15 protein-coding genes are annotated in these 21,039 nt (G+C 73.6%); 6 read left to right on the top strand and 9 right to left on the bottom strand.

Translation table 11 applies throughout. The features are described from left to right. Positions 1 to 155: 155 nt before the first annotated feature. Positions 156 to 1,178: a Glu/Leu/Phe/Val dehydrogenase dimerization domain-containing protein gene (locus tag NAEX_RS00300; RefSeq protein WP_096325530.1), complete on the bottom strand. Its 1,023-nt coding sequence runs from the start codon at positions 1,176 to 1,178 to the stop codon at positions 156 to 158. 57 nt (positions 1,179 to 1,235) lie between these two features. Between NAEX_RS00300 and NAEX_RS00295 the strand changes: the two genes are divergently transcribed. The 3 genes from NAEX_RS00295 to NAEX_RS00285 all read left to right on the top strand — a co-directional run bounded on the left by NAEX_RS00295 (position 1,236) and on the right by NAEX_RS00285 (position 5,945). Beyond that, the gene (locus NAEX_RS00295) at positions 1,236 to 1,859 is read left to right on the top strand and encodes a hypothetical protein (RefSeq protein WP_143141267.1); all 624 of its coding nucleotides are present in this window, start codon (positions 1,236 to 1,238) and stop codon (positions 1,857 to 1,859) included. 102 nt (positions 1,860 to 1,961) lie between these two features. Next, a complete protein-coding gene (locus NAEX_RS00290; RefSeq protein ID WP_096333463.1) occupies positions 1,962 to 4,457 on the top strand; it encodes an SPFH domain-containing protein in 2,496 nt (831 codons plus the stop codon). A 168-nt stretch (positions 4,458 to 4,625) separates the two neighbouring features. Further along, on the top strand, positions 4,626 to 5,945 hold the full coding sequence (locus tag NAEX_RS00285; RefSeq protein WP_096325528.1) for a radical SAM/SPASM domain-containing protein: 1,320 nt from the start codon (positions 4,626 to 4,628) through the stop codon (positions 5,943 to 5,945). 303 nt (positions 5,946 to 6,248) lie between these two features. Here NAEX_RS00285 and NAEX_RS00280 read toward each other — a convergent pair whose 3' ends face one another. After that, positions 6,249 to 6,821, bottom strand: a complete 573-nt coding sequence (locus NAEX_RS00280; protein WP_096325527.1) for a hypothetical protein — start codon at positions 6,819 to 6,821, stop codon at positions 6,249 to 6,251. A gap of 88 nt (positions 6,822 to 6,909) precedes the next feature. Here NAEX_RS00280 and NAEX_RS00275 point away from each other — a divergent pair, with 88 nt between their 5' ends. Together NAEX_RS00275 and NAEX_RS00270 are read left to right on the top strand one after the other, a co-directional pair. Next, positions 6,910 to 9,348, top strand: coding sequence for a hypothetical protein (locus NAEX_RS00275; protein WP_143141290.1), 2,439 nt, complete (start codon positions 6,910 to 6,912; stop codon positions 9,346 to 9,348). 478 nt (positions 9,349 to 9,826) lie between these two features. Further along, entirely contained in the window at positions 9,827 to 11,530 is a 1,704-nt protein-coding gene (locus NAEX_RS00270; protein ID WP_096325525.1) for a tetratricopeptide repeat protein, read from the top strand. A 133-nt stretch (positions 11,531 to 11,663) separates the two neighbouring features. On the opposite strand, the gene NAEX_RS00265 is transcribed toward NAEX_RS00270, so the two are convergent. The 3 genes from NAEX_RS00265 to NAEX_RS00255 form a co-directional block, all read right to left on the bottom strand. After that, positions 11,664 to 12,086 (bottom strand): GFA family protein, encoded by a 423-nt coding sequence (locus tag NAEX_RS00265; RefSeq protein WP_096325524.1) that lies wholly within the window; start codon positions 12,084 to 12,086, stop codon positions 11,664 to 11,666. Between the two features lie 202 nt (positions 12,087 to 12,288). Beyond that, positions 12,289 to 13,701 (bottom strand): DUF1552 domain-containing protein, encoded by a 1,413-nt coding sequence (locus NAEX_RS00260; RefSeq protein ID WP_096333462.1) that lies wholly within the window; start codon positions 13,699 to 13,701, stop codon positions 12,289 to 12,291. Positions 13,702 to 13,706: 5 nt separating this feature from the next. Beyond that, positions 13,707 to 15,482 carry a DUF1592 domain-containing protein gene (locus NAEX_RS00255; RefSeq protein WP_096325523.1) on the bottom strand — a complete coding sequence of 592 codons (1,776 nt, stop codon included), beginning with the start codon at positions 15,480 to 15,482 and terminating at the stop codon, positions 13,707 to 13,709. 143 nt (positions 15,483 to 15,625) lie between these two features. Here NAEX_RS00255 and msrB point away from each other — a divergent pair, with 143 nt between their 5' ends. After that, positions 15,626 to 16,036 carry a peptide-methionine (R)-S-oxide reductase MsrB gene (gene msrB / locus NAEX_RS00250; RefSeq protein ID WP_096325522.1) on the top strand — a complete coding sequence of 137 codons (411 nt, stop codon included), beginning with the start codon at positions 15,626 to 15,628 and terminating at the stop codon, positions 16,034 to 16,036. 11 nt (positions 16,037 to 16,047) lie between these two features. Here the strand turns inward: msrB and NAEX_RS00245 are convergent, their stop codons facing one another. The 4 genes from NAEX_RS00245 to NAEX_RS00230 all read right to left on the bottom strand — a co-directional run bounded on the left by NAEX_RS00245 (position 16,048) and on the right by NAEX_RS00230 (position 20,994). Then, a complete protein-coding gene (locus NAEX_RS00245) occupies positions 16,048 to 16,641 on the bottom strand; it encodes a hypothetical protein (protein ID WP_143141411.1) in 594 nt (197 codons plus the stop codon). Between the two features lie 550 nt (positions 16,642 to 17,191). After that, positions 17,192 to 18,166 (bottom strand): hypothetical protein, encoded by a 975-nt coding sequence (locus NAEX_RS00240; RefSeq protein WP_096325520.1) that lies wholly within the window; start codon positions 18,164 to 18,166, stop codon positions 17,192 to 17,194. 234 nt (positions 18,167 to 18,400) lie between these two features. Then, a complete protein-coding gene (gene rsgA / locus NAEX_RS00235) occupies positions 18,401 to 19,510 on the bottom strand; it encodes a ribosome small subunit-dependent GTPase A (RefSeq protein ID WP_096325519.1) in 1,110 nt (369 codons plus the stop codon). After that, positions 19,507 to 20,994, bottom strand: coding sequence for a WG repeat-containing protein (locus tag NAEX_RS00230; protein ID WP_096325518.1), 1,488 nt, complete (start codon positions 20,992 to 20,994; stop codon positions 19,507 to 19,509). Before NAEX_RS00230 ends, rsgA begins: the two co-directional genes overlap by 4 nt. Positions 20,995 to 21,039: the final 45 nt, after the last annotated feature.

The raw sequence follows: 21,039 nt of genomic DNA, 5'->3' as shown, positions 1-21,039 counted from the left end.
GCGGCGGCGTCGGCAGCAGCAGACGAGCGAGAGGCCTCGTGCCCCTCGGTCCGCACGTGGGGGCGGTCCGCCTCGCGCCGGCACAGCCATCAATGAATCATGGGGCATGTCCCTGGGGACATGTCTCGACTGCCAGCTCGGGCGGGGCCCCCAGGTCAGCGGCGCGCGGCGGCGATCCGGGCGGCGGCCCGGCGGGCGGCCAGGGCCTCGGTGGTGAGGCCGGTGGCGGCGCTCTCGGCCAGCAGCTCGCCGGCGGTGGCGCCGAGCGCGGCGATGAGCGGCTCGCGGTCGGCGAGGTCCATGACCGAGCGGCCGATGCCCTCGATCACGGCGCCGGCCGAGGCGACCACGTCGGGCACGTGCAGGATCCCGCGGGCCCGCAGCGCCTCGGCGACCGCGGGGGCGGCGAGCAGGTTGTTGGCGGCGCCGCACAGCGCCCACGCCGGGGTCGCGGCGGCCACGTCGGCGGTGATCACCCCGCCGACGGCGCACGGGACCAGGACGTCGACCGGGGCGAGCAAGATGTCCTTGGGGTCATGGACGTGAGAACCTGTCGCTTCGGCCAGGTCGTGGGCGCGCCGGGGGTCGACGTCGGCGACCAGCAGGAACGCGCCCTCGGCCGCGAGCGCGCGCGCGACCGCCGAGCCGATCGCGCCGCAGCCTTGCACGGCGACCCGCAGCCCGCCGATCCCGCGCCCGCGGGCCCGGGCGCACGCGCGGACGCAGGCGACCACGCCGCGGGCCACGGCCTCGGCCAGGTTGCGGTCGTCGGTGTGGACGTACGGGCAGGTCTCGGCCATCGCCGCGAGGTCGGCGGCGGTGGTGCCGAGGTCGCCGGCGGTGCGGAAGACCCCACCGAGCTCGGCGACGAACCGGCCGAGCGCGCGGAAGGCCGCCGGGCGGTCGAGGCCGGGGTGGTCGAGGACGACGGCCTTGGCCCCGCCGGCGGCGAGGCCCGCGAGCGCGCACTTGCGGGTCATCGCTCGCGCCAGCGCAGCCGCCTCGGCGATCATCGCCGCGGCGTCGGGGTAGGCGCGGGTCCGGACGCCGCCGGCGGCTGGCCCGAGGGACAGGTCGTCGATCACCAGGACGGCGGCCAGGCCCGCGGGCGGATCGCGCCACAGCACGCAGCGAGCGGCGCCGGCGGGGTCGAGGAGCTCGGGGAGGGTCGCGGACATCGGCGCGACTTTACCCCGCTTGTGCTCGGGCAGGCGCCGGCCTACCGTCGCCCGCGCATGGGTACCTGGGACGACGGACTCTACGACAACGACGCCGCGCTCGACCTCGTCGGCGGCCTGGTGCGGCTGCCGGCGCTCGACGCCTCGCCGAGCGAGCTGGCGGTGGGCATCGGCCTGGTCGCGTGGTTGCAACCGGTGGTGCTGAAGCTGCGCGGGGCGGGCCACGTGGCGGCCGCGCTGGCGCACGGCGAGGCGCTGCCGGCGGACGCGCGCGAGGTGCTGGCCGGGCTCGCGCGCGATCTCGAGGGCGCGCTCGCAGGGCGCTCGCGCAGCGAGGCCGCGGCGGCGGCGATCGGCGGCTACAACGACGGCCCGCGGTTCGACGCGCTGCTCCGCGTGCCCGGCGGGCAGGCGAGCATCGACGCCCTGGGCGAGCGCGCGGCCGCGGTCCTCGATCGCGCCGACGACGTCGATCTGTACGAGGCCGCGGGCGACTTCGGGGCGCTCGGCCTCGTCGTCGAGCTGGTCGACGCCGGCTTGTGGAAGCCCGCACCGGATCGCGTGGCCGCGTGGCAGGCCCGCTTCGATCGCGCCGACGCGGGCACGCGCGAGGAGCGGGGCTTCTGGGACGCCTACGCCGTGCGTGTGCGCCTCGGCTTCGAGCTCGCCCTGCGCGCGTGAGCGCGCCTGCGCGATCGCGGCGCGCGGCCGCGGGGCTGCCTTCGCGGTGCGGCGGCTCGTATGCTCGGGACCCGCGACGTCCAGCGTCGCGACAGGAGCCCCATGAACGACCGAGGCCGTGAACGAGACCTTGTCCTCGCACCGAACGAGTTCGCCTTCATCCTGGACGAGACGAAGGGCAACATCAACGTCTACGTCGGGCCGCACAAGACGAGCCTCGCCAACACCGACGCGCCGGTGGTGTTCGACGCCGGCAGCAAGCGGTTCGAGCGGCGCCAGCTCGACGGCGCGATCCAGTCGCTGTCGATCGCGCCCGAGGGCTGGTACCTGGTGCTGAAGAACCCGGCGACCGACAAGAGCCACCCGCGGACCGGCGCGCTCAACAACCTGCCGTCGCTCGACACCGGCCGCAAGGTCAACATCCCCGGGCCGGCCTCGTTCGCGCTGTGGCCGGGGCAGATGGTGCGGGTGATCCAGGGCCACCACCTGCGCTCCAATCAATACCTGCTCGTGCGCGTGTACGACGAGGAGGGCGCCAAGGCCAACTGGAAGAACGCGGTGCTGCGCATGCGGCCCGAGGCGGCGGCGGACGAGGGCGAGGCGGTCCACGTGCAGCGGCCGCCCGACCTGACGATGGGCACGCTGCTGATCATCCGCGGCACCGAGGTCGCGTTCTACATCCCGCCGACCGGCGTCGAGGTCGTGCCGGACGTCGACGGCAACTACGTGCGCGAGGCGATCACGCTCGAGCGGCTCGAGTACTGCATCCTGCTCGACGAGAACGGCAACAAGCGCTACATCCAGGGGCCTGCGGTGGTGTTCCCGCAGCCGACCGAGACGTTCGTGGCGATGCGGGGCGCCCGCAAGTTCCGCGCGATCGAGCTCAACGAGAACACCGGCCTCTACGTCAAGGTCATCGCGCCGTACGAGGAGAACGGGGTCCGCTACAAGGTCGGCGACGAGCTGTTCATCACCGGCAAGGACACGATGATCTACCTGCCGCGGCCGGAGCACGCGATCATCAAGTACGGCGATCAGGAGCGGCACTACGCGGTCGCGATCCCGGCCGGCGAGGCGCGCTACGTGCTCGACCGCAACAAGGGCACGATCACGCTGAAGCGCGGGCCGGCGATCTACCTGCCCGATCCGCGGTTCGAGCTGATCATCCGCCGCGTGCTCGACCCGAAGACCGTCTCGCTGTGGTTCCCCGGCAACCGCGAGGCGTATGACTACAACCGCCGGCTGGCGCAGCAGAACGCGCCGCAGATCGCCGCCGAGTTCGCGGCGGTGGCCTCGGTGCCGGTCCAGTCGGCGCGGGCCTCGGCGGCGCCCAAGCCCGCGCCCGCGCCGGGCGGTCCGGCCGCGCCGCCGCCTCCGCCGACGTCGTCGGAGTTCGCCGGCGACGACTTCACGCGCAGCCAGACCTTCACCGGGCCGCGCACGATCGTGCTCGACACCCGCTATGACGGCGCGGTCGCCATCGACGTGTGGACCGGCTACGCGGTGCTGGTGGTGTCGAAGACCGGCGAGCGCAAGGTCGTGACCGGGCCGCACACGCACCTGCTCGAGTACGACGAGACGCTGCAGGTGCTCGAGCTGTCGACCGGCACGCCGAAGTCGGAGCACAACCTGTTCAAGACGGTCTACCTGCGGGTGCTCAACAACAAGGTGTCCGACCAGGTCGAGGTCGAGACCCGCGACCTCGTGCGCGTGCAGATCCAGCTCAGCTACCGCGTCAACTTCGAGGGCGACCCGAACAAGTGGTTCGAGGTCGAGAATTACGTCAAGTTCCTGACCGACCATCTGCGCTCGCTCGTCCGCGCGGCGGTCAAGCGCCACGGGATCGAGCAGTTCTACGCCGACTCGGTGGCGATCCTGCGCGACGTGATCCTCGGGACCGCGGGCGACGACGGCAAGCGGCCGGGCCGGCGCTTCGACGAGAACGGCATGCGGGTGTACGACGTCGAGGTCCTCGAGGTCACGATCGGCGACGAGGCGATCGCCGAGCTGCTGGTCCAGGCGCAGCACGCCGCGGTCCAGCAGACGCTGTCGCTGGCGGCCGAGCAGCGCCGGCTCGACATGGTGCGGCAGACCGAGGCGGTCACGCAGCAGGTCGCGGAGGCCAAGTCGGCGACGCTGCAGCAGGCGATCGCGCTGCGCACCCGCGAGGGCGAGCAGCAGCAGCGCTACCAGCTGGCCGAGCTGGCGGCCAAGCTCGATCTGCACGAGCGCCAGCAGCAGGCGCTGCTGGCCGAGCAGGAGCGGCTCGGGGCGATCCACGGGGCCGAGCTCGGCCGGCGCCAGGCGTCCGCGACGCTCGATCTGACGATCCAGCAGCAGCAGCTCGACCAGCGGCTGCGCGAGCTGCAGGCCGAGGTCGCGGCGGTGGTCGAGAAGGCGCGGGCGGTCTCGCCCGACCTGATCGCCGCGCTGCAGGCGTTCGGCGATCGAGCGCTGGCCGAGAAGATGGCGGAGTCGATGGCCCCGCTGGCGATCCTCGGCGGCGAGAGCGTGGCCGAGGTGCTCGCACGGCTGCTGCGCGGCTCGCCGCTGGCGCGGCTGCTGCCGGGCGCGGCGAACGAGCCGGCGAAGTCGTGAGCGTGGGGCCGGGTCGCCGCGCCCGTGTGTGGGGTGCGGCGACCGGGGCAGCGATGTCGCGGTGAGCCGGCGACCGGGTCAGCGACGTCGTGAGGCTTCGACCTCGCACGGAGCCGTCGGCTCGGGCCCGCGCGAGCCTCGGTGCGGCCCGCGTGTTAGGCTTGTGCCATGAGCTTAAGTGATGTGCGCCGTCGTTTGCCCGTGGTCGCCTCGTTGCCCGCGCCGGCCAACCGCTGGCTGACCCACGAGGATCGCCGCGAGGCCAAGGCGCCGCGCTGGGCGGTGTGGGAGCTGACGCTGGCGTGCGACCAACACTGTGCGCATTGCGGGCCGCGGGCCGGCCACAAGCGGCCCGACGAGCTGTCGACCGAGGAGTGCCTCAAGGTGGTGCGCGAGCTGGCGGAGCTCGGGTGCGGCGAGGTGGTGCTGATCGGCGGCGAGGCCTACCTGCGCAACGACTTCATCCTCATCATCCGGGCGATCCGCGAGGCCGGGATGGCCTGCACGATGACGACTGGCGGCCTCAACCTGACGCAGGAGCGGGCCGAGGCGATGATCGAGGCGGGGATCGGCAGCGTCACCTTCTCGATCGACGGCCTCGAGGCCACCCACGATCGCCTGCGCGGGGTGCAGGGCAGCTGGCAGCGCGCGTTCGCGGCGATGCGGCGGATCCGCGCGGCCGGCGGCAAGATCGCCAGCAACACCCAGATCAACGCGCTGACGCGCCACGAGCTGCTGCCGCTGTTCGAGCTGCTGGCCGACGAGGGCATCCATTCGTGGCAGCTGCAGATCACGGTGCCGCACGGCAACGCGGCCGATCACCCGGAGATCCTGCTGCAGCCGCACATGTTCATCGACATCTTCGCCACGCTCGAGCAGGTGCTCGACCGCTGCGAGGCCCGCAAGGTCCGGCTGTGGCCGGGCAACAACCTCGGCTACTTCGGCCCGCTCGAGCGGCGCCTGCGGCAGTCGCAGCGCAAGCACTGGCGCGGCTGCACGGCCGGGGTGTCGGTGATGGGCATCGAGAGCGACGGGGCGATCAAGAACTGCCCGAGCCTCGGCGGCGGCACCAACATCGGCGGGAACTGGCGCGTCCACGGGGTCAAGAAGGTGTGGGAAGAGTCGTATCAGCTCGGCTACATCCGCGCGCGCACGGTCGACGACCTGTGGGGCTATTGCCGCGAGTGCTACTACGCCGAGACGTGCATGGCCGGCTGCACCGCGGCCGCCGAGCCGCTGCTCGGCCGCCCCGGCAACAACCCGTTCTGCCACCACCGCGCGCTGATGATGGACCGCGCCGGGCTGCGCGAGCGCATCGAGCAGATCCGCGGCGCCGGCGGCAAGTCGTTCGACAACGGGCTGTTCCGGGTGATCCGCGAGCACGTCGATCCGGAGCTGCGGGAAAAGCACGGGCCGGTGGCGATCGAGGAGCCGCGGGTGTCGCGGCTCGAGGAGCCGTACGGGGCCGGGCACACGGTCGCGCTGTAAAGAGCGAGGCTCACGCGGGCGAGCGCGCCCGCTGGCGTGAGATGCGGGCGGCCGCCGCGGCGATGGCGTCGATGGCCCGAAGGGCATGTTTTTTGAACGTGTTCTTCGGGACATCTGACGGCGACGGCCACCGGGGGCGGGGCGACGAGCAATGGCCGCATGACCACGGGGACACGTCCGCGGGGCATGCGGCGCGGGCGGACGCCGCGAGGGCGGCGGCGAACCATGGACGCATGTCCCCAGGGACATGTCGGTGGGGACATGCGGCCCGAACGGCCGCCGGCGAGGCGCGCAGGCGGGCGCTCAGAAGGTTGTGTCGTCGGGGCCGGCGTAGGTGCTGGCGTCGGACGTGCTGGTCGTCCAGTCGGTCGTGGTCCACTCCTCGTCGGGGCCGGCGTAGGTGCTGGCGTCGGACGAGTCGTTGGTGGCGCTGGTCGTGGTCGTCGTCGTGCCCGGGGTGGTGTTGGTGGTCGACGTCGACGTGTCGGTGGTGGTGGTGGTGGTATCGCCCCAGGTCGTCCACTCCTCGTCGGGGCCGGCATAGGTGGCGCCGTCGCTGGAGGTGGTGGTGATCGTCGGGTCGATCGTCTCGCCGCCGGGGTTGGTCGATTCGGTGGCCGGCGAGGTGTCGACGGCGGTGTCGGCGGTGTCACCGGTGTTCGTCGACGTCTGGTCGCCGGCGGTCGCCGACGTCTCGTCGCCGAGGTCGCGGTCGACCTGGCAAGCGGCGCCCATCACTCCCAGGCTGGCGGTGAAGGCGACGGCGGCCCACGTCGAGCCGAGCGAGTGACGCTGCGTATGGCCGCAGAACGGGCAGGTCGCGTCGGAGGCGCGGAACAGACAGGCGCATTCGGGGCAATCGATAAGCGAAGACATGCCCGGACCTTAGCAGATCGAGGGCACGGGCGACCAGAAAATCTGCCAGCGCCGGCGCGGTGCGGCGGGCGTCGGGTACACTGAACCGGTGTCTGCGGGACTCGCGGTGGCGCTCGCCCTGACGGCCGCGAGCCTCGTCGGCCTCGTCGCGCTGCACCGCGAGGGGCTGCGCCGCGTGCTGCTGCGCGCCGTCGATCCGCGGCCGCTGGCGCTGTTCCGGATCGCGTTCGGCTGCTGTCTACTCGTCAGCTTGCTCGAGATCGCGCCGCTGGCCCCGTATCTGTTCTCCGACGAGGGGATCGTGCCCCGGGCCGCCGTTCCCGAGCTGATGGGCCGCGGGGCGCTGGTCGGCTTCGGCGACGGCGTGCGCGAGCCCGCGGGCCCGCGCGACGCCTGGGCGGTGGCCGAGTTCGTGAGCAGCGGCCGGTGGTCGCCGCTGTACTTCGGCGACAGCCCGGGTGGGGTGGCCGTACACCTCGGCCTGCTCCTCGCGGCCGCGCTCGCGCTCACGCTGGGCTTTCGCACGCGGCTCAGCGCGATCGCCACGTGGCTGCTCTACGCCGGGCTGCTGCGCCGCGGCGACGCGCACTGGGGCGGGGAGCAGGTGTTCTGCGCGTTCCTGTTCCTGCTGACGTGGTCGCGCTGCGGCGCGGCCTACAGCGTCGACAACTGGCGGCGCTGCCGGGCGTTGCGACGACGTGGCCTTTTGAGCATGCCCTCGGGGCCAGGTGCGGGCGCGGGCGCGGCCCCGTCGCCCGCGGCGCCGCGCGGGCTGGCGGCGATCTATCGCCGGATCCCGGCCTGGCCGCAGGCGCTGATCGCCGCCCAGCTGGCGCTGTGCTACGCGGCCAACGGCTGGGCCAAGGCGGGCACGGCGTGGCAGACGGGCGACGCGCTGCTGCTGGTGCTGCTGCGCGACACGTATGTCCGCTGGGACATGTCGGCCGCGATCGCGGCGGTCGGGCCGTGGCCGCTGCGCCTGGCCAGCTGGGGCGTGATGTGGTGGGAGCGGCTGTTCCCGCTGGTGCTGGTCGGGCTGGCCGCGCGAGCGCTGGGGCGCTCGGGGGCGCCGGCGCTGCGCGGGCCGGCGAGCGCGGCGGCCCGGCTGTGCTGGGGCGGGCTGGCGGGGGCGGCGGCGATCGCCGCGGCTGTCCCGATGGACCTGGTCGAAAAGCCAGGCACCCCGGGGGCGGCGGAGCGCGCCGCGGCGCTGGCGGTGCTGGCCGCCGTGTGCGCGGCGGTGGCGATCGCGGGGCCGCGGGCGGGGGCGGCGGCGCGGCGGCTGGCCGCGGGGCCGCTGGCGCCGAAGTGGTGGCTCGGGTTCGGGGCGCTGTTCCACCTCGGCAACCACGCGCTGCTGGCGGTCGGGGCGTTCGCGCCGGCGACGCTGGCGGCCTACCTGGTCTGTGGGGCAGGTCCGTGGGCGGTGGCGACGCTGCGGCGAGCGCTGGGCGGGCTGGCGCGGCGGGGCGTACCTGTCCCCGAGCACCTGCGCGAAGAGACAGCCTGCGAGGACCCGTCGCTGCCGCACCAGCACCGCGACGCGGCGGCGCTGCCGGGGTGGGCGATCGGGGGGGCCGGCATGGTGGTGCTGGCCGGCGGGGCGATCGCGCTGATCGGCGGGGCGGGGGCGCGGGCGTGGCACGCGGCGTGGCTGGCCGCGGGGACAGGTCTGACGATCGCGGGCTGGCGGATCGCGCGGCGCGAGCGAGGCGCCGCGGTCGCGCTGCCCGAGCCGTGGGCGCACGGGCCGGCGGGGCGCCTGGCGGCGGGAGGCCTGGTCGCGTACCACGTGGTGGCGCTGCTGGTGTGGCAGCTGCCGGCGTGGCCCGGTCTGCCGTGGCGAGCGCAGGCGCGGACGCTGGTGGGGCCGTGGATCGAGCTGAGCTTCACGAGCCAGGTGTGGTCGATGTTCGCGCCCAATCCGCCGCGCGACCAGCAGCTGCTGCGCGCGACGGTGGTCGACGCGGCCGGGGTGCGCCATCGCTTCGGCGAGGAGCCGCAGCGCGTGGACGACCTGCCGCGGCCGCACCCGTGGCACGACCGCTGGCGCAAGATCGCCGACAACGTGCTCGGGCAGCGCGAGCGGCTGGCGCAGTGGCACGCGCGCTACCTGTGCCGCCGCTGGGCGCTCGAGCACGCCGGCGAGCCGCCGCGCGAGGTGCTGCTCGAGGGCCTGCGCGCGCCGCTGCCGCTGCCGGGCTCCGACCTGCGCGAGCACTTCGCGGGGCAGCAGCAGGCGCGGGTGCTGATGCGCGTCGATTGTGCGGACGAGCCGTTCGCGCAGCTGGCCCCGGAGGTGCGGGCGAGGCACGGGCTGGCGCCGGCGCCCGCCGGATCGCTGCGGTTCGCGTGGGAGCGGCCGGCGACGTGGGCGGAACGCAAGGCCCGGCGCGACCCGCTGGCGCCGCTGTGGCCGCTGGCCGCGCTCGGGCTGCTGGGGGCGCTGGCGCGGTGGGCTCGCGAGGATCGCCGGGCGCACGTGGCGGCCCGGGCGGCTCGCGCGGGCGAGCAGGAGCGTGGCTGACTCGGGGAGTCTGTGGGGCTGCGCGGGCGCCCGGTGACTCGGAGGAGCTGCGCGGCTGCGCGGGACGACGGCGTTCTGGCCGTCCGACTCATCGGTCGATGCGGCGGTGAGGTTCGAGATGTCCTCGTGGACATGGTCGAAAGAGCAGCCACGCACGGGGAGCGCGCGAGCGCCGAGGTTCGAGGTGTCCTCATGGACATGGTGGAAAGATCAGCCGTGCACGACGGGCTCGCGAGCGCGGGCAAGGTCCGGATGTCCCCGGAGACATGGCGTAAAGAGCAGCCGTGCGCCGGCGGCGAATGAGGCCGGTTTGTCGACCGCCGAGCGACAGGGCCGGTAAGGCGGGCGGAGGAGCGCGGGGCTATATGTCTCCTGGGACATGTCGGAGACGCGGCGGGGCGGGCGACCGGGGGAAGCGCACGCGGGGGCGAGGGCGAGGCACGAGCGCGGACGGGGTCTTGCGCGGTAAGAGTCGCGCATGCGGACGCCGTCGTTCATCGCGTGCTGGTCGGCTCACGGCGGGGTGGGGCGCACGCTGGCGGTGTGGGGCGTCGGTCGTGTGCTGGCGGCCCGCGGGCTGCGGGTGTTGCTGGTGGACCTCGACCTCGAGTCGCCGGGGTTGACGCGGATCGTCGGGAGTGACGGCGAAGGCCTGGTCGAGTGGGCCGTCGCGCGGGGCGGCGTCCAGGCGCTGGTCGAGCGGTGCGTGCCCCTCGGCGAGGGGCTGCGGGTGCTGCCGGCGGGGCGCCTCGATGCGAGCTACTGGGACCGGCTGGACGGGTGGACGGCCGAGGCGCGCGACGTGGCGTGGGGCGAGCTGCGCCGGGCGATCGTAGCGGCCGAGGTGGCGGACCTCGTGCTGATCGACGCGGCGGCCGGTGCGTCGCGGGCGGCCGAGCGCGGGGTGCGGGCGCTCGCCGATCGCGTGGTGCTGTTCACGGCGCTCGATCGCCAGCACGTGGCCGGCACCGCCGAGCTGCGGCGCCGCTGCGAGGAGGCGGGGCTGGCGACGCGCGTGGTCGGCAGCCCGCTGCCGGTCGGCGAGGACGAGCTGAGGGCGACGCGCGAGGCGGCGGCGCGCGCGGCGGGGCTCGAGCTGTCGCTGGTGGTCCCGCAGCACCCGCGCGTGGCCCTGGACGAGCGGGCGAGCGAGCGCGGGCCGCTCCACGCGGCGCACGTCGAGCTGGCGCGCGTGCTGCTGATCGACGCGGGGTTCGAGGGGCGATCGATCCTCCCCGCGGTCGCGGCGGCGATCGCCGACGAGGCGTGGCCGCGCGTGGTGTCGCTGATGCGGCTGGCGAAGGTGATCGAACCGAGCGGCGCGTCGCTGGCGGTGACGCTGGGCTGGCTGCGCGAGCACGCGGCGCCGGGCGCCAGCGATCCGGTGTTCGCGCTGCTGGTGGAGGCGTTGCCGGCCGATGCGCCGGTCCACGCGAGCTTCGCCACGGCGCTGCACCGGGCCGGCAATCCGCTGGCGCGCGGCTTCTACGAGAAATTTTTGGCAGAGGCGCCTGACCACGCGGACATGCTCGGCAACTTCGCGGCGTTCCTCAGCGACGTGTGCGGCGAGCACGACCTGGCCGAGGCGTGCTATCAGCGGGCGCTGGCGATCGACGGCGAGGACGCGGACCATCGCGGCAACTACGCCAATTTCCTCGCGCTGGTCCGCGGCGACGCGGCGCGGGCCGACGCGGCCTACCGCGAGACGATCGCGCGGGCGCCGGAGGACGCGCATCACCTCGGCAACTACGCGAACTTCCGCGTCAGCGCGTTCGCTGACATGGCGGGCGCGGAGGCGCTGTACCGCCGGGCGCTGGCGGTCGAGCCGGACGACGGCAACCTGCTCGGCAACTTCGCCCGGCTGCTGTTCGCGGAGGGCCGCGCGGCCGAGGGCCGCGAGCTGCTGGCGCGCGCGCTGGACGCGTCGGAGCCGGCGTCGGCGCTGCGCTGCGAGCTGTGCTTCTACGCGTTCGCCCACGCGCCGGAGCTGTGCCCCGACGCGCTGACGCAGCTGCTCGCGGCGCTGGCAGCCGGGGTGCGCTCGCCGGGCTGGGACCTGGCGGCGAACGTGGCGCGCGCGCGAGGCGACGGGCATCCGCAGGCGGAGCTGTTGGCGACGCTGGCGAAGGTGATCGCCGACGAGGCGCCGCAGGCGGCGCTCGACGCATTCGCGCGAGGGTGAGGCGAGGGGCGTCCGCAGCTGTCGGCGACGCTGGCGAAGGTGTTTGCCGACGAGGCGCCGCAGGCGGCGCTCGAGGCGTTCGCGCGAGGGTCAGGCCCTCGCGTTCGCGGCGCTCGCCGCGAACGCGCTGCCGTCAGAGGTATGCGGTGATCGCCGGCGGCTGGTCCTGGCGGTCGCGCTTGCCGTCCTCGTAGATGACGGGCGCGGCGGCCAGCTCCTCCTCGGTGGCGTCGTCGAGGCAGGCGACGTTGACGGCCCAGAAGTGGCCGCCCATCTCCTTTTCGAGGTAGCCGCGCGAGAACACGTGGGCGCCGCAGCGGCCGCAGTGGTAGTGGTGGATGTCGCCGGGCGGCCAGTGCAGCGGGGTCGGCTGGTAGTCCTTCATGGCGTCCTGGCCGGCCGTCGTGCGCACGGCCTCGTCGGGCACGAGCGCCTTGCGGTAGCCGAGCTTCCAGCAGAAGCTGCAGTTGCACTTGCGGATCCCCCGGGACAGGTCGATGTCGGCCTCGAAGCGGATCGCGCCGCAGTGACAGCTGCCGTGGTAGGTCTGGGGCATGGCGAGGTCTCCGCCGCGAGCATGCGCGACGGCGCGGCTCCGCGCCAGTCGCGTCGCCGCGGAGGCGCGCGATGGAGCGCCGCTCGGGGGCCGCGTCGGCACGACCGGCGCGTCGCTGCATGTCCTTCGGGACATGGGACCATGAAGACGAAGCGACCACCGAGCGAGCGCTCGGTGGTCCTCTCGTCGCGGCCTTCGCGGATCAGGCCCGCAGCTCGGCGTACTCGCCCTGCTCGAGGCCGGCGCGGCCGAATTGGGTGACCGGGCCGCCGTCGTCGGTGCAGCCGACGGCGTTGAGCAGGGTGATGAGCAGGCGGTTGTGCGGGTGGGTCTGGACCCAGGGGTCCTGGCCGCCGATGAGGTCGATGTACTGGCCCTGCTTGAGGTAGCCGCCGGCGCTGCCGGCGATGATGACCGGGAGGTCGAGGTACGAGTGGGCCTTGCCGTCGGACAGCTCGTTGAGCCAGACGACCGCGCTGTTGTCGAGCACGGTGCCGTCGCCCTCGGTGTACGACGAGAGGCGATCGAGCAGGTGCCGGTACTGCTCGGCGTGCCAGCGATCGATCTGGGTCAGCATCTCGAGGTAGCCGGCCACCTCCTCGCCCGAGTTGTCGTCCTTGGTGTTGCCGTGCGACAGCTTGTGGTGGTTGAACTCGTGGTTCATGCCGTCCCACTTGTAGATCGGGCCGCCGGAGCCCGAGGCCCACTGGATGCTGCCGACGCTGGTGGCCCCGCAGGCGATCGCCATGGCCAGGACGTCGAGCTGCATCAGGCCGATGGTCTTGAACTGCCAGTCCTCTTGCACCGAGTTGGGGTCGATCGCCTCGATCTCGGCGGCCCGCGCCGGGTCGAGGGCGCACTCGATGAGGCCGTTGCCGACCATGTCGATCTCGAGGTCGCGGATCGAGTCGGCGTGCATCTCGAGCTTCAGGGTGTCGGCCTGGCTGAGGTTCTTGGCCTTGAGCGCCTTGAACTCCTCCTCGACCAGGTCGAGCACGCTCTGGCGGCGCGTGGCGATCTGCATCTTCACCATCTCGTCGAGGCCGCCCAGGCCCATGAGGTCCTGGTAGGTCAGCCACGGGTTGCCCTCGGGCGTGACGGGCGTGTTGTTGCCGGCGTACGAGATGTGACCGAGCACGTTGGTGTGGCGCCAGCCGACCGAGAGCGTCATCGACGGGCTGCCGTCCTTGTTGAGCTCCTGGGCGGCGCGCTGGTCGACCGAGATCCCGCGGGCGTACAGGGTGTTGGGATCGAGGGCCTCGGCGGTGAGCTTGTGGCCCATGCCCTTGGCGTGGTCGTCGCCCGGCGTGTCGGCGTCCTGGCCCCAACCCTTGGGCACCATGTGCATGCCGCGCGGGATCAGCAGCTTGCCGGCGTAGTCGGCCAGCGGCTCGATGCTGGTGCCCATCAGCGACGCGGCCGTCAGCGGGCCGGGCGCGGCGGGGAAGAAGGTCTCCATGTTGACGCCGTTGCACATGAAGAACACGACGAGCCGCTTGCCGCCGGGCTCGGCCGCCCTGGCGGTCTTGATGAAGCGCCGCCAGTTCAGCGACTCGAGGAAGGGCAGCGCGACCGCGACTCCGCACGCGCCTCGCAGGAAGTTGCGCCGTCTCATGGTCATCACTCCTCCACCGCGCGGAAGCGGAAGGTACGGGTCAGGGTGAGGGACACCAGCAGCTCCTTGATGTTGTAGCCCGAGGCCGCCAGCTCGGCGTCGAGGGCGTCGATCGTGCAGCGATCGATCGGGGCGACGTCGCGGCCGTAGCCGTAGCGGAACCAGTTGGTGAGGTAGCAGCGCGTGCCGTTGGCGGACTCGCCGATCTGATTGACCATGTCGATCGCGTCGGTGAACGAGAACAGCCAGGCGCCGGAGATGGTCTCGCCGCTGGCGTCGACGGGGGCGCCGTTGTCGAGGTCGCGCCACTTGCCGAGCGCGTCGTAGTGCTCGAAGGCGAAGCCGGGCGGGTTGATGATGCTCTTGTGGCAGCCGGCGCAGTACGGGTCCTGCTGGGTGTGCGCCTCGACCTGGTCGCGGGTGGTGACGATGTCGTCGCCGAGCGGCGGCAGGTTGGGATCGATGCCGCCGGGCGGCGGCGGCGGCGGGGTGCAGAGGATCTGCTTCTGCACGAAGGCGCCGCGGAAGATCGGCGACGACATGCTCTGGTAGGCGTGAGTGGCGAGGAAGCTCGGCTGGGTCAGGATGCCGGCGCGCTTCTGCGGGTCGAGGGCGGCCTCGGTGAATTCGGCGCCGAACTGGCCCTGCAGGCCGTAGAGGGCGGCGAGCTCGGCGTTGACGAAGGTGACCGGGGCGGTGAGCAGGGCGGCGTAGTCGCCCTCGAGCTCGAACACGACGTGACGCACGAACCGCTGCGTCTCCTCGCGCATGGCGTCGGCCAGGGCCGCGTTGAACTCGGGGTAGAGGTCGGTGTTCTTCTGCAGGTTGTCGACCTTGTCGAGCTCGAGCCACTGACGGTGGAAGTCGGCGACCGGCGCCTCGGCCTTGGGGCTGTCGAGCAGGCGCCGCGCCTGGGCCTCGATGCCCTCGGGCGTGTCCAGCTCGCCGGCCTCGGCGGCGGCGAGCAAGACATCGTCGGGCATGCTGCCCCACAACAAGTAGGACAGGCGCGAGGCGAGCTCGTAGCCGCCGAGCGGGATGACCTGGTCGCTGTCGATGCTGTCGCTCAGCTCGACGCGGTAGAGGAAGTGCGGCGACTGCAGCATCGCCTCGATGATGAAGCGGATGCCCTGCTCGAACGGGGTGCCCTCGGGGTAGAGGCCCTGGCCCTGGGTGAAGAGGCCGCTGTAGGTCGTCTGCTCGGTCGGGGTGAGCGGGCGACGGAAGGCGCGGCGGCCGAACTCGGTGACGAACTGGGCGGCGCACTGCGAGCCGTCACCCTCGGGCTGACACGGCAGCAGGGCGGCGAGGGCGTCGGGCTTGGCGGCCTCGCCGGCGAGCCGCTCGGCGGCGCGGCGGTAGTCGCGGCCGAGGCGGTCCTTGACGACCATCTGCGCGGCGTTGTTGTCGAAGCCGGCGACCGCAGGGTCGGCGAGGAACTCGGCCGAGGGCAGCGGGTCGAGGTTCAACTTCAAGAGGTCGGCGACGGTGAGGTCGTACTGCTGGTGCGTGAGCCGGACGAGCCGCGGCATCGGGCCCGGCTGCGGCCCCGCGTCGCACGAGACAGGCTGACTGCCGCCGGTCGGATCGTCGCTGGTGTCGGTGCCGCCCTCGGTCGGATCGCCGCCGTCGGTGCCGGCAGAGCCTTCGCTCGGGCCGGGGTTCTCCGTGACGCCGGCGGTGACGGTGGCATCGTCACCGCCGCCGCCGCCTCCGCCGCAGCCGATCGCCGGCGCGACGAGGGCCAGCGCGGCCAGGTATCGTGGTAGGGATCGTGACACTCGGTCGCCTCCTCGGAAGCCACGGTAGAGGCCGGCCGGAGGGCTTGCAACGCAGAATCGGCGGGGGGGCCGAAGGCCTCGAGGGGCGCCGCGTCGAGGCCGCGAGGGCAGCCGCGAGGGCGCGGACGCGCTATGGTCCAGGCATGTCGGAACGAGAGGTGAACAAGAGCGACGCGGAGTGGCGGGCGACGCTGACTCCGGAGCAGTACCGGGTGCTGCGCCAGGCAGGGACCGAGCGCGCGTTCACGGGCGCGTACTGGGACGAGAAGGCGCCCGGCAAGTACCGCTGCGCCGGCTGCCAGGCGCTGCTGTTCGACGCGACGACGAAGTTCGACTCGGGCTGCGGCTGGCCGAGCTTCTTCGACGCGGTCGACCGCTCGGCCATCGAGGAGCGGGTCGACACCAGCCACGGCATGCGGCGCATCGAGGTCCTGTGCCGCCGCTGCGGCGGCCACCTGGGGCATGTGTTCCCCGATGGTCCACAGCCGACACGTCTGCGTTATTGCATCAACTCGGCGAGCCTCGACTTCGAGCGCGACGAGCGATCGAGGTAGCCGATCTCGCCTCAGTCCGACAGCCAGTGGCTGCGGAAGCGAGCGCCGTCCCAGTAGACGAGCGCGCTCGAGGACTCGAGCTTCATCATGACGATGCCGTCGCCGTGGAGCGCCGGCGCCTTGCCGCCGGGCCCCGAGGGGACGGAGGTGCCGCGGTCGTGGACGTACCAGGCGTCGCGCGCGGGCAAGCCGAGGCCGGCCTCCGGATCGGCGTCGATCCAGACGGCCGGCCGACCGCCGCCGCGCAGCACGACCAGCCGCGGCTGCGCGCCGGCGCCGAGCTTGGGCACGACGCCGACGAGGTAGTCGGGCGCGCCGTCGCCGTCGAAGTCGCCGCGCAGGTAGAACGGGTTGATGCCGCGGTCGATGACGTGGTCGGCCCAGATCTTGGCGGCCGCGCCGCGCTCGAGCAGCTCGGGCGGGGTGTTGGCGTCGCCGAGCCGATCGGCGAGCGCGGCGTCGTCCTGGGCCGGCGGCGGAGGCGGCGGCGGCGAGGCAGGGGTGGGCTCGACCTTGGCCGGCACGGGCAAGGGTGTCGCCGCCGGCGCGGTGCAGGCGAGGGCGGACAGGCCGAGAGTGACGAGGAGGTCGATGCGGGCGCTCATGACGAGGAGGCGGAGCGTCACGACAACGGCACCGGCCGGCGTCGCATTCCGTCGCGGCTCGGGATAGCACGCACGCGAGTGACGCCCAGCCGCCCCGGTCGCCGCGCGCGCGCAGGGGCGCCGGCGAGGGGCGCAGCCGGGAGAGCGCGGGCGGCGGCCAGCGAGCTCGACCGTTCGGCGCGGTCGGAGCGTGCGGTCAGTCGAGGCGAGGTGTGACGAAAGACATGGCGTTTGGGACATTTTGAGAAGGACATGTCGTAGGGGGCATGTCCGGGGCGACATGTACTTCGCGCCCGGGCAGGCGCCCACGGCCAGGCCGACCATGCGCGACCCTCGCGGCGAGATGTCCCCGACGGACATACGCGTCGCGCAGCGGCACCGCAAGCCTGCCGGACGAAGTCGACGAGATCGCCGCGCTCACCGGTGCGCCGCGCCCACGTGGGTGCTCTGGCGCATCTGGCGTACAGGACATGTCTTCATGGGCATGACCGCACGGCCAGGTGAAGGCCGCAGGCCGCGGGGCGGCCGCGTCCGGCACGAGCGCGGCGGTTCAGCGCGCGGGCGAGAAGCCGGGGCCGGGGTCGGGGCCGATCGGGGTCGGGGTCGGCGGCGGGTCGGGCGGCGGCGGTTCGGGGGTGGTCTGCGGCGCGACGGCGGCGGCGCCGAGCTCCGTCTCGGCGCTGACGTCCTCGGGCAGCACGGGGGCGTCGTAGGGGCGGAAGCGGGCCTTGCCGGCGCGACCGGCGTTGAGGCGATCGAGCTCGGCCTCGGTGAAGGCCTGCGGCGAACCGTACGGCGCGACCTGGCGGACGAACGCCTCGATCTTGGCGCGGGCGGTGCGGGCGACCTCGAGGCGCATGAGGTCGACGTCGGTGCGGCGCGTGGTGGTCGGGTCCTCGCACTCCTCCCAGCGCTCGAAGATCCGCCGCTTGCGCTCGGCGAGCGGGAGCTTGGCGTCGCGCCACACCTCGAGCAGCTGGCCGCCGAGGTCGGCGAGCTCGCTGCGCAAACGCTCTTTGTACCAGGCGTTGGCGAGGTGAAAGCGCAGCTGCTCGGTGGCGATCATGAAGGCCTGCTTGGCGCTCTTGTGGCGGTTCTTGCGGCGGCCGTCGGCGAGGCCGCCGAAGCGGGCGCCGAAGCCGGCGAGGATCGGCGCGGGGCCGTAGGGAGCGGCGCGCCTGGGGTAGAGCGCCTCGTCGACGACGCCCATGAACCACGGCGGGTGACGCTCGGGCTCGGGCTCGCGGAGGCGGCGGCGCCACAGGTCGAGGCCGAGGAAGTTGATGTCGGCGGTGCCGCCGTGGTCGCGGAACTCGACCGAACCGTCGGGGTAGATGATCGCGGTGAAGCCGTCACCGCGGTGCTTCAGGCGGCCGGCGCCGTCAGGCTCGAGGTCGACCGAGGGGCGCGGGATGTTCGGCGGCAGCTTGGCCGGCGCGGCGTGGGCGGCCGGCGCGACCGACAGGCCCAGGACGACCGCGCTCGCGCGGACGAGACAGGGCAGGGACGGACGGCGCGGGCGCATCGGGCGAGCTCCGGCACAACACGGCGGGCTGGGCCGGCATTTCCGCGGTCGCGGCCGCCGTGCGGGGGCGCTTTGAGTTCATCGCTGAACGCGGTGGCTGTAAAGCGGCGCGGAGGTCGCTCGGGCCGCGAGCGCGAGGGCCGGAGCGGCGCTCCGCCGGAGGACCGAAGCGCCGGCGCGGCGATCGGGAAGATGGCATCGCCAGCCGGGACTTGCGAGCGGCCTCCGCCGCGGTCAGTCGCGCTGGCCGCGGGTGCGCGGGTCCTTGTAGTAGGCGCGCAGGGCCCGGTGGTCGGCCTTGCGGGCGCGATTTCGCGCGGCGGTCTCGCGGTCGCGCGCGAGCGAGGCCAGCTCGGCGACCAGCTTGCGGTAGCTGTCGAGGCGCTCGGGCTCGATCTGCCCGGCCGCGGCGGCGGCCACCACGGCGCAGCCGGGCTCGTGGGCGTGGGTGCAGTCGCGGAAGCGGCAGCCCTCGGCGACCGCGGCGATGTCGGCGAACGCCTCGGGCACGCTTTCGTCGGCGTTCCACAGCCCGAGCTCGCGCATGCCCGGGGTGTCGATGACGAGGCCGCCGCGCGGCAGGACCAGGAGCTCGCGGTGGGTGGTGGTGTGGCGGCCCTTGCCGTCGTCGCGCAGGCCGCCGGTGCTGAGCCGATCCTCGCCGAGCCAGCGGTTGATGAGGGTGCTCTTGCCGACGCCCGAGGCGCCGATCAGCGCGGTGGTCTGCGGACGGGCGACGTAGGCGTCGAGCTCGTCCAGGCCCTGGCCGCTGACGCTCGACAGCACGTGGACCGGGACCGGGCGATCGCCGGCGATGCGGGCGAGCAGCGGGCGAATGGCCGAAAGGACAGGTTCGGCGCTGTCGACCAGGTCGGCCTTGGTCAGCGCGAGCACCGGGGCGGCGCCGCTGGCGAGGGTGATCGCCAGGTAGCGCTCGAGCCGGCGCAGGTTGGGCGGCTGGTCGAGCGGGTGGACGATGAAGACGCTGTCGACGTCGGCGGCGACGATCTGCGGGGCGGCGGCGCGGCCGGCGGCGCGGCGGGTGAGGACGGTCTTGCGCGGCAGGACGGCGTGGATCGTGGCGGTGCCGGCCGCGGCGTGGACGTCGAGCGCGACCCAGTCGCCGACGGCCGGCTTCTGCATCGCGTCCTTCGCCGCGGCCTTGCGCAGCTTGCCAGCCAGCTCGCCGCGCAGCTCGCCGGCGGCGGCGAGGACGACGTAGCCGCCGCGGTGCTCGGCGGCGACGCGGCCGGGCACGTTGCCGTCCCCGCGGTGGGCCGCCCAGGCGCCGGCGGCGTGCTCGTCCCAGCCGAGGCGTGCCAGCGGATCTGGCGCTTCGGTCATGTCTTCTTGCCCATGTTGATGATGACCTTCTTGGACCCGGTATGGATCACCGGGCGCGGGTCGGCGAACTTGCGCACGCAGGCGACGCCGTCGCCGAACGGGCCCGCGCCCTCGTAGATCGGCTCGATGACGATGCGGCCGGCGCGGTCGATGAAGCCCCACTTGTGGTCGATGCGCACCGCGGCCAGGCCCTCGCTGAAGCTCTGGGCCAGGTCGAAGCGCGGCTCGATGACCATGCGGCCCTCGCGGTCGATGAAGCCGGTCTTGGCGCCGACGCCGACCGGCGCCAGGCCCTCGGCGAAGTTGCCGGCGCGCAGGAACCGGAAGTCGACGGCGGCGGTGCCGCTCTTGTCGCAGTAGCCGTACTGGCCGCTGTCGCCGACGGCGGCGAGGTCCTCGTGGAAGTCGCCGGCGTCCGTGAAGCGCGGCTCGATCGCCCACGCGCCGCCGACGTCGATGAAGCCGAACAGGTCGTCCTGCTGGACGCAGGCGAGGCCCTCGCAGAACTCGCCGGCGTAGTCGAAGCCGGCGGGCACGACGACCTGGCCGGCGCGATCGATGTAGCCCCAGGCCGGCACGCCGATCCGCGACAGCGCGCGGAAGGGGGCCCGACCCTCGGCGAACCGCCCGAGCTGCGAGGCCTGCGGCGGCGCCGGGACGAACACGCCGGCGCGGTCGCAGTAGCCGGTCTGGTCGCCGAGCTGCACGCACGCGAGGCCGTCGGCGAAGCTGGCGGCGGCGGCGAAGCGGGCCGGGATGACGAGCTCGCCGCGGACGTCGATGAAGCCCCAGCCGCCCTCGAGCTTGACCGCCGCGAGGCCCTCGCTGAAGCCGAGCGTCAGCGCGTAGGCCGGGGCGATCACGACCTCGCCGGTCGCGCGGGCGAAGCCGAAGCGGTCGCCGTCGCGGAACGGCAAGAGGCCGCTGGCGTGCGGCAGGGCGAACCGCAGCGACGAGGCCGCGAGCACCTGCCCGCGCGGGTCGATCAGCTGGAACGCGCCCGGCTCGCCGTGCGGGTTGACGTAGGGGAAGTCGAGGTTGCGCAGCAGCGCGCTCATCAGCGCGTCGGGCGATTCGGACAGGTCGGCGCCCGACTCGACGCGGCTGGCGACGCGGTCGAGCAGCGCGACCACTTCCTTCATGCCGATCGGCGCGTCGCCGAGGTAGGTGCCGAACTCGTGGCCGAGCCGCAGGGTGCAGCGCGACTTCTTCTTCGGCCCCTCGAGCACCTCGATCTCGTGCTGGTAGTCGGCCATCGCGTCGCCGTGCAGGCCGGTCGCCGCCTTGAAGCCGTACTGCGCCAGGCGGCCGAGGATGTCGCCGTAGACCTCGGGCGGCAGCTGGACCTCGCAGTAGCGGCCCTGCGAGGTCCACGTCGCCCGCCCGTCGGGGTCGAGCGTCAGCGTGTCGACCTCGCTCGAGTGGCGGGAGCCGACGCGATAGACGATCTGGGTCGCACGGCTCAGGGTGCCGGTGGCGTTCATCTCGGGGTCCTCGGGGGGCCCGACTATAGCGCGGCGATCGGCCGC

It is taken from the genome of Nannocystis exedens, assembly GCF_002343915.1.
In the GTDB taxonomy this organism is placed as follows: Bacteria; Myxococcota_A; Polyangia; order Nannocystales; family Nannocystaceae; genus Nannocystis; species Nannocystis exedens.
The sequence above is the reverse complement of the archived record's forward strand: the minus strand, read 5'-3'. Positions and strand labels throughout refer to the sequence as shown.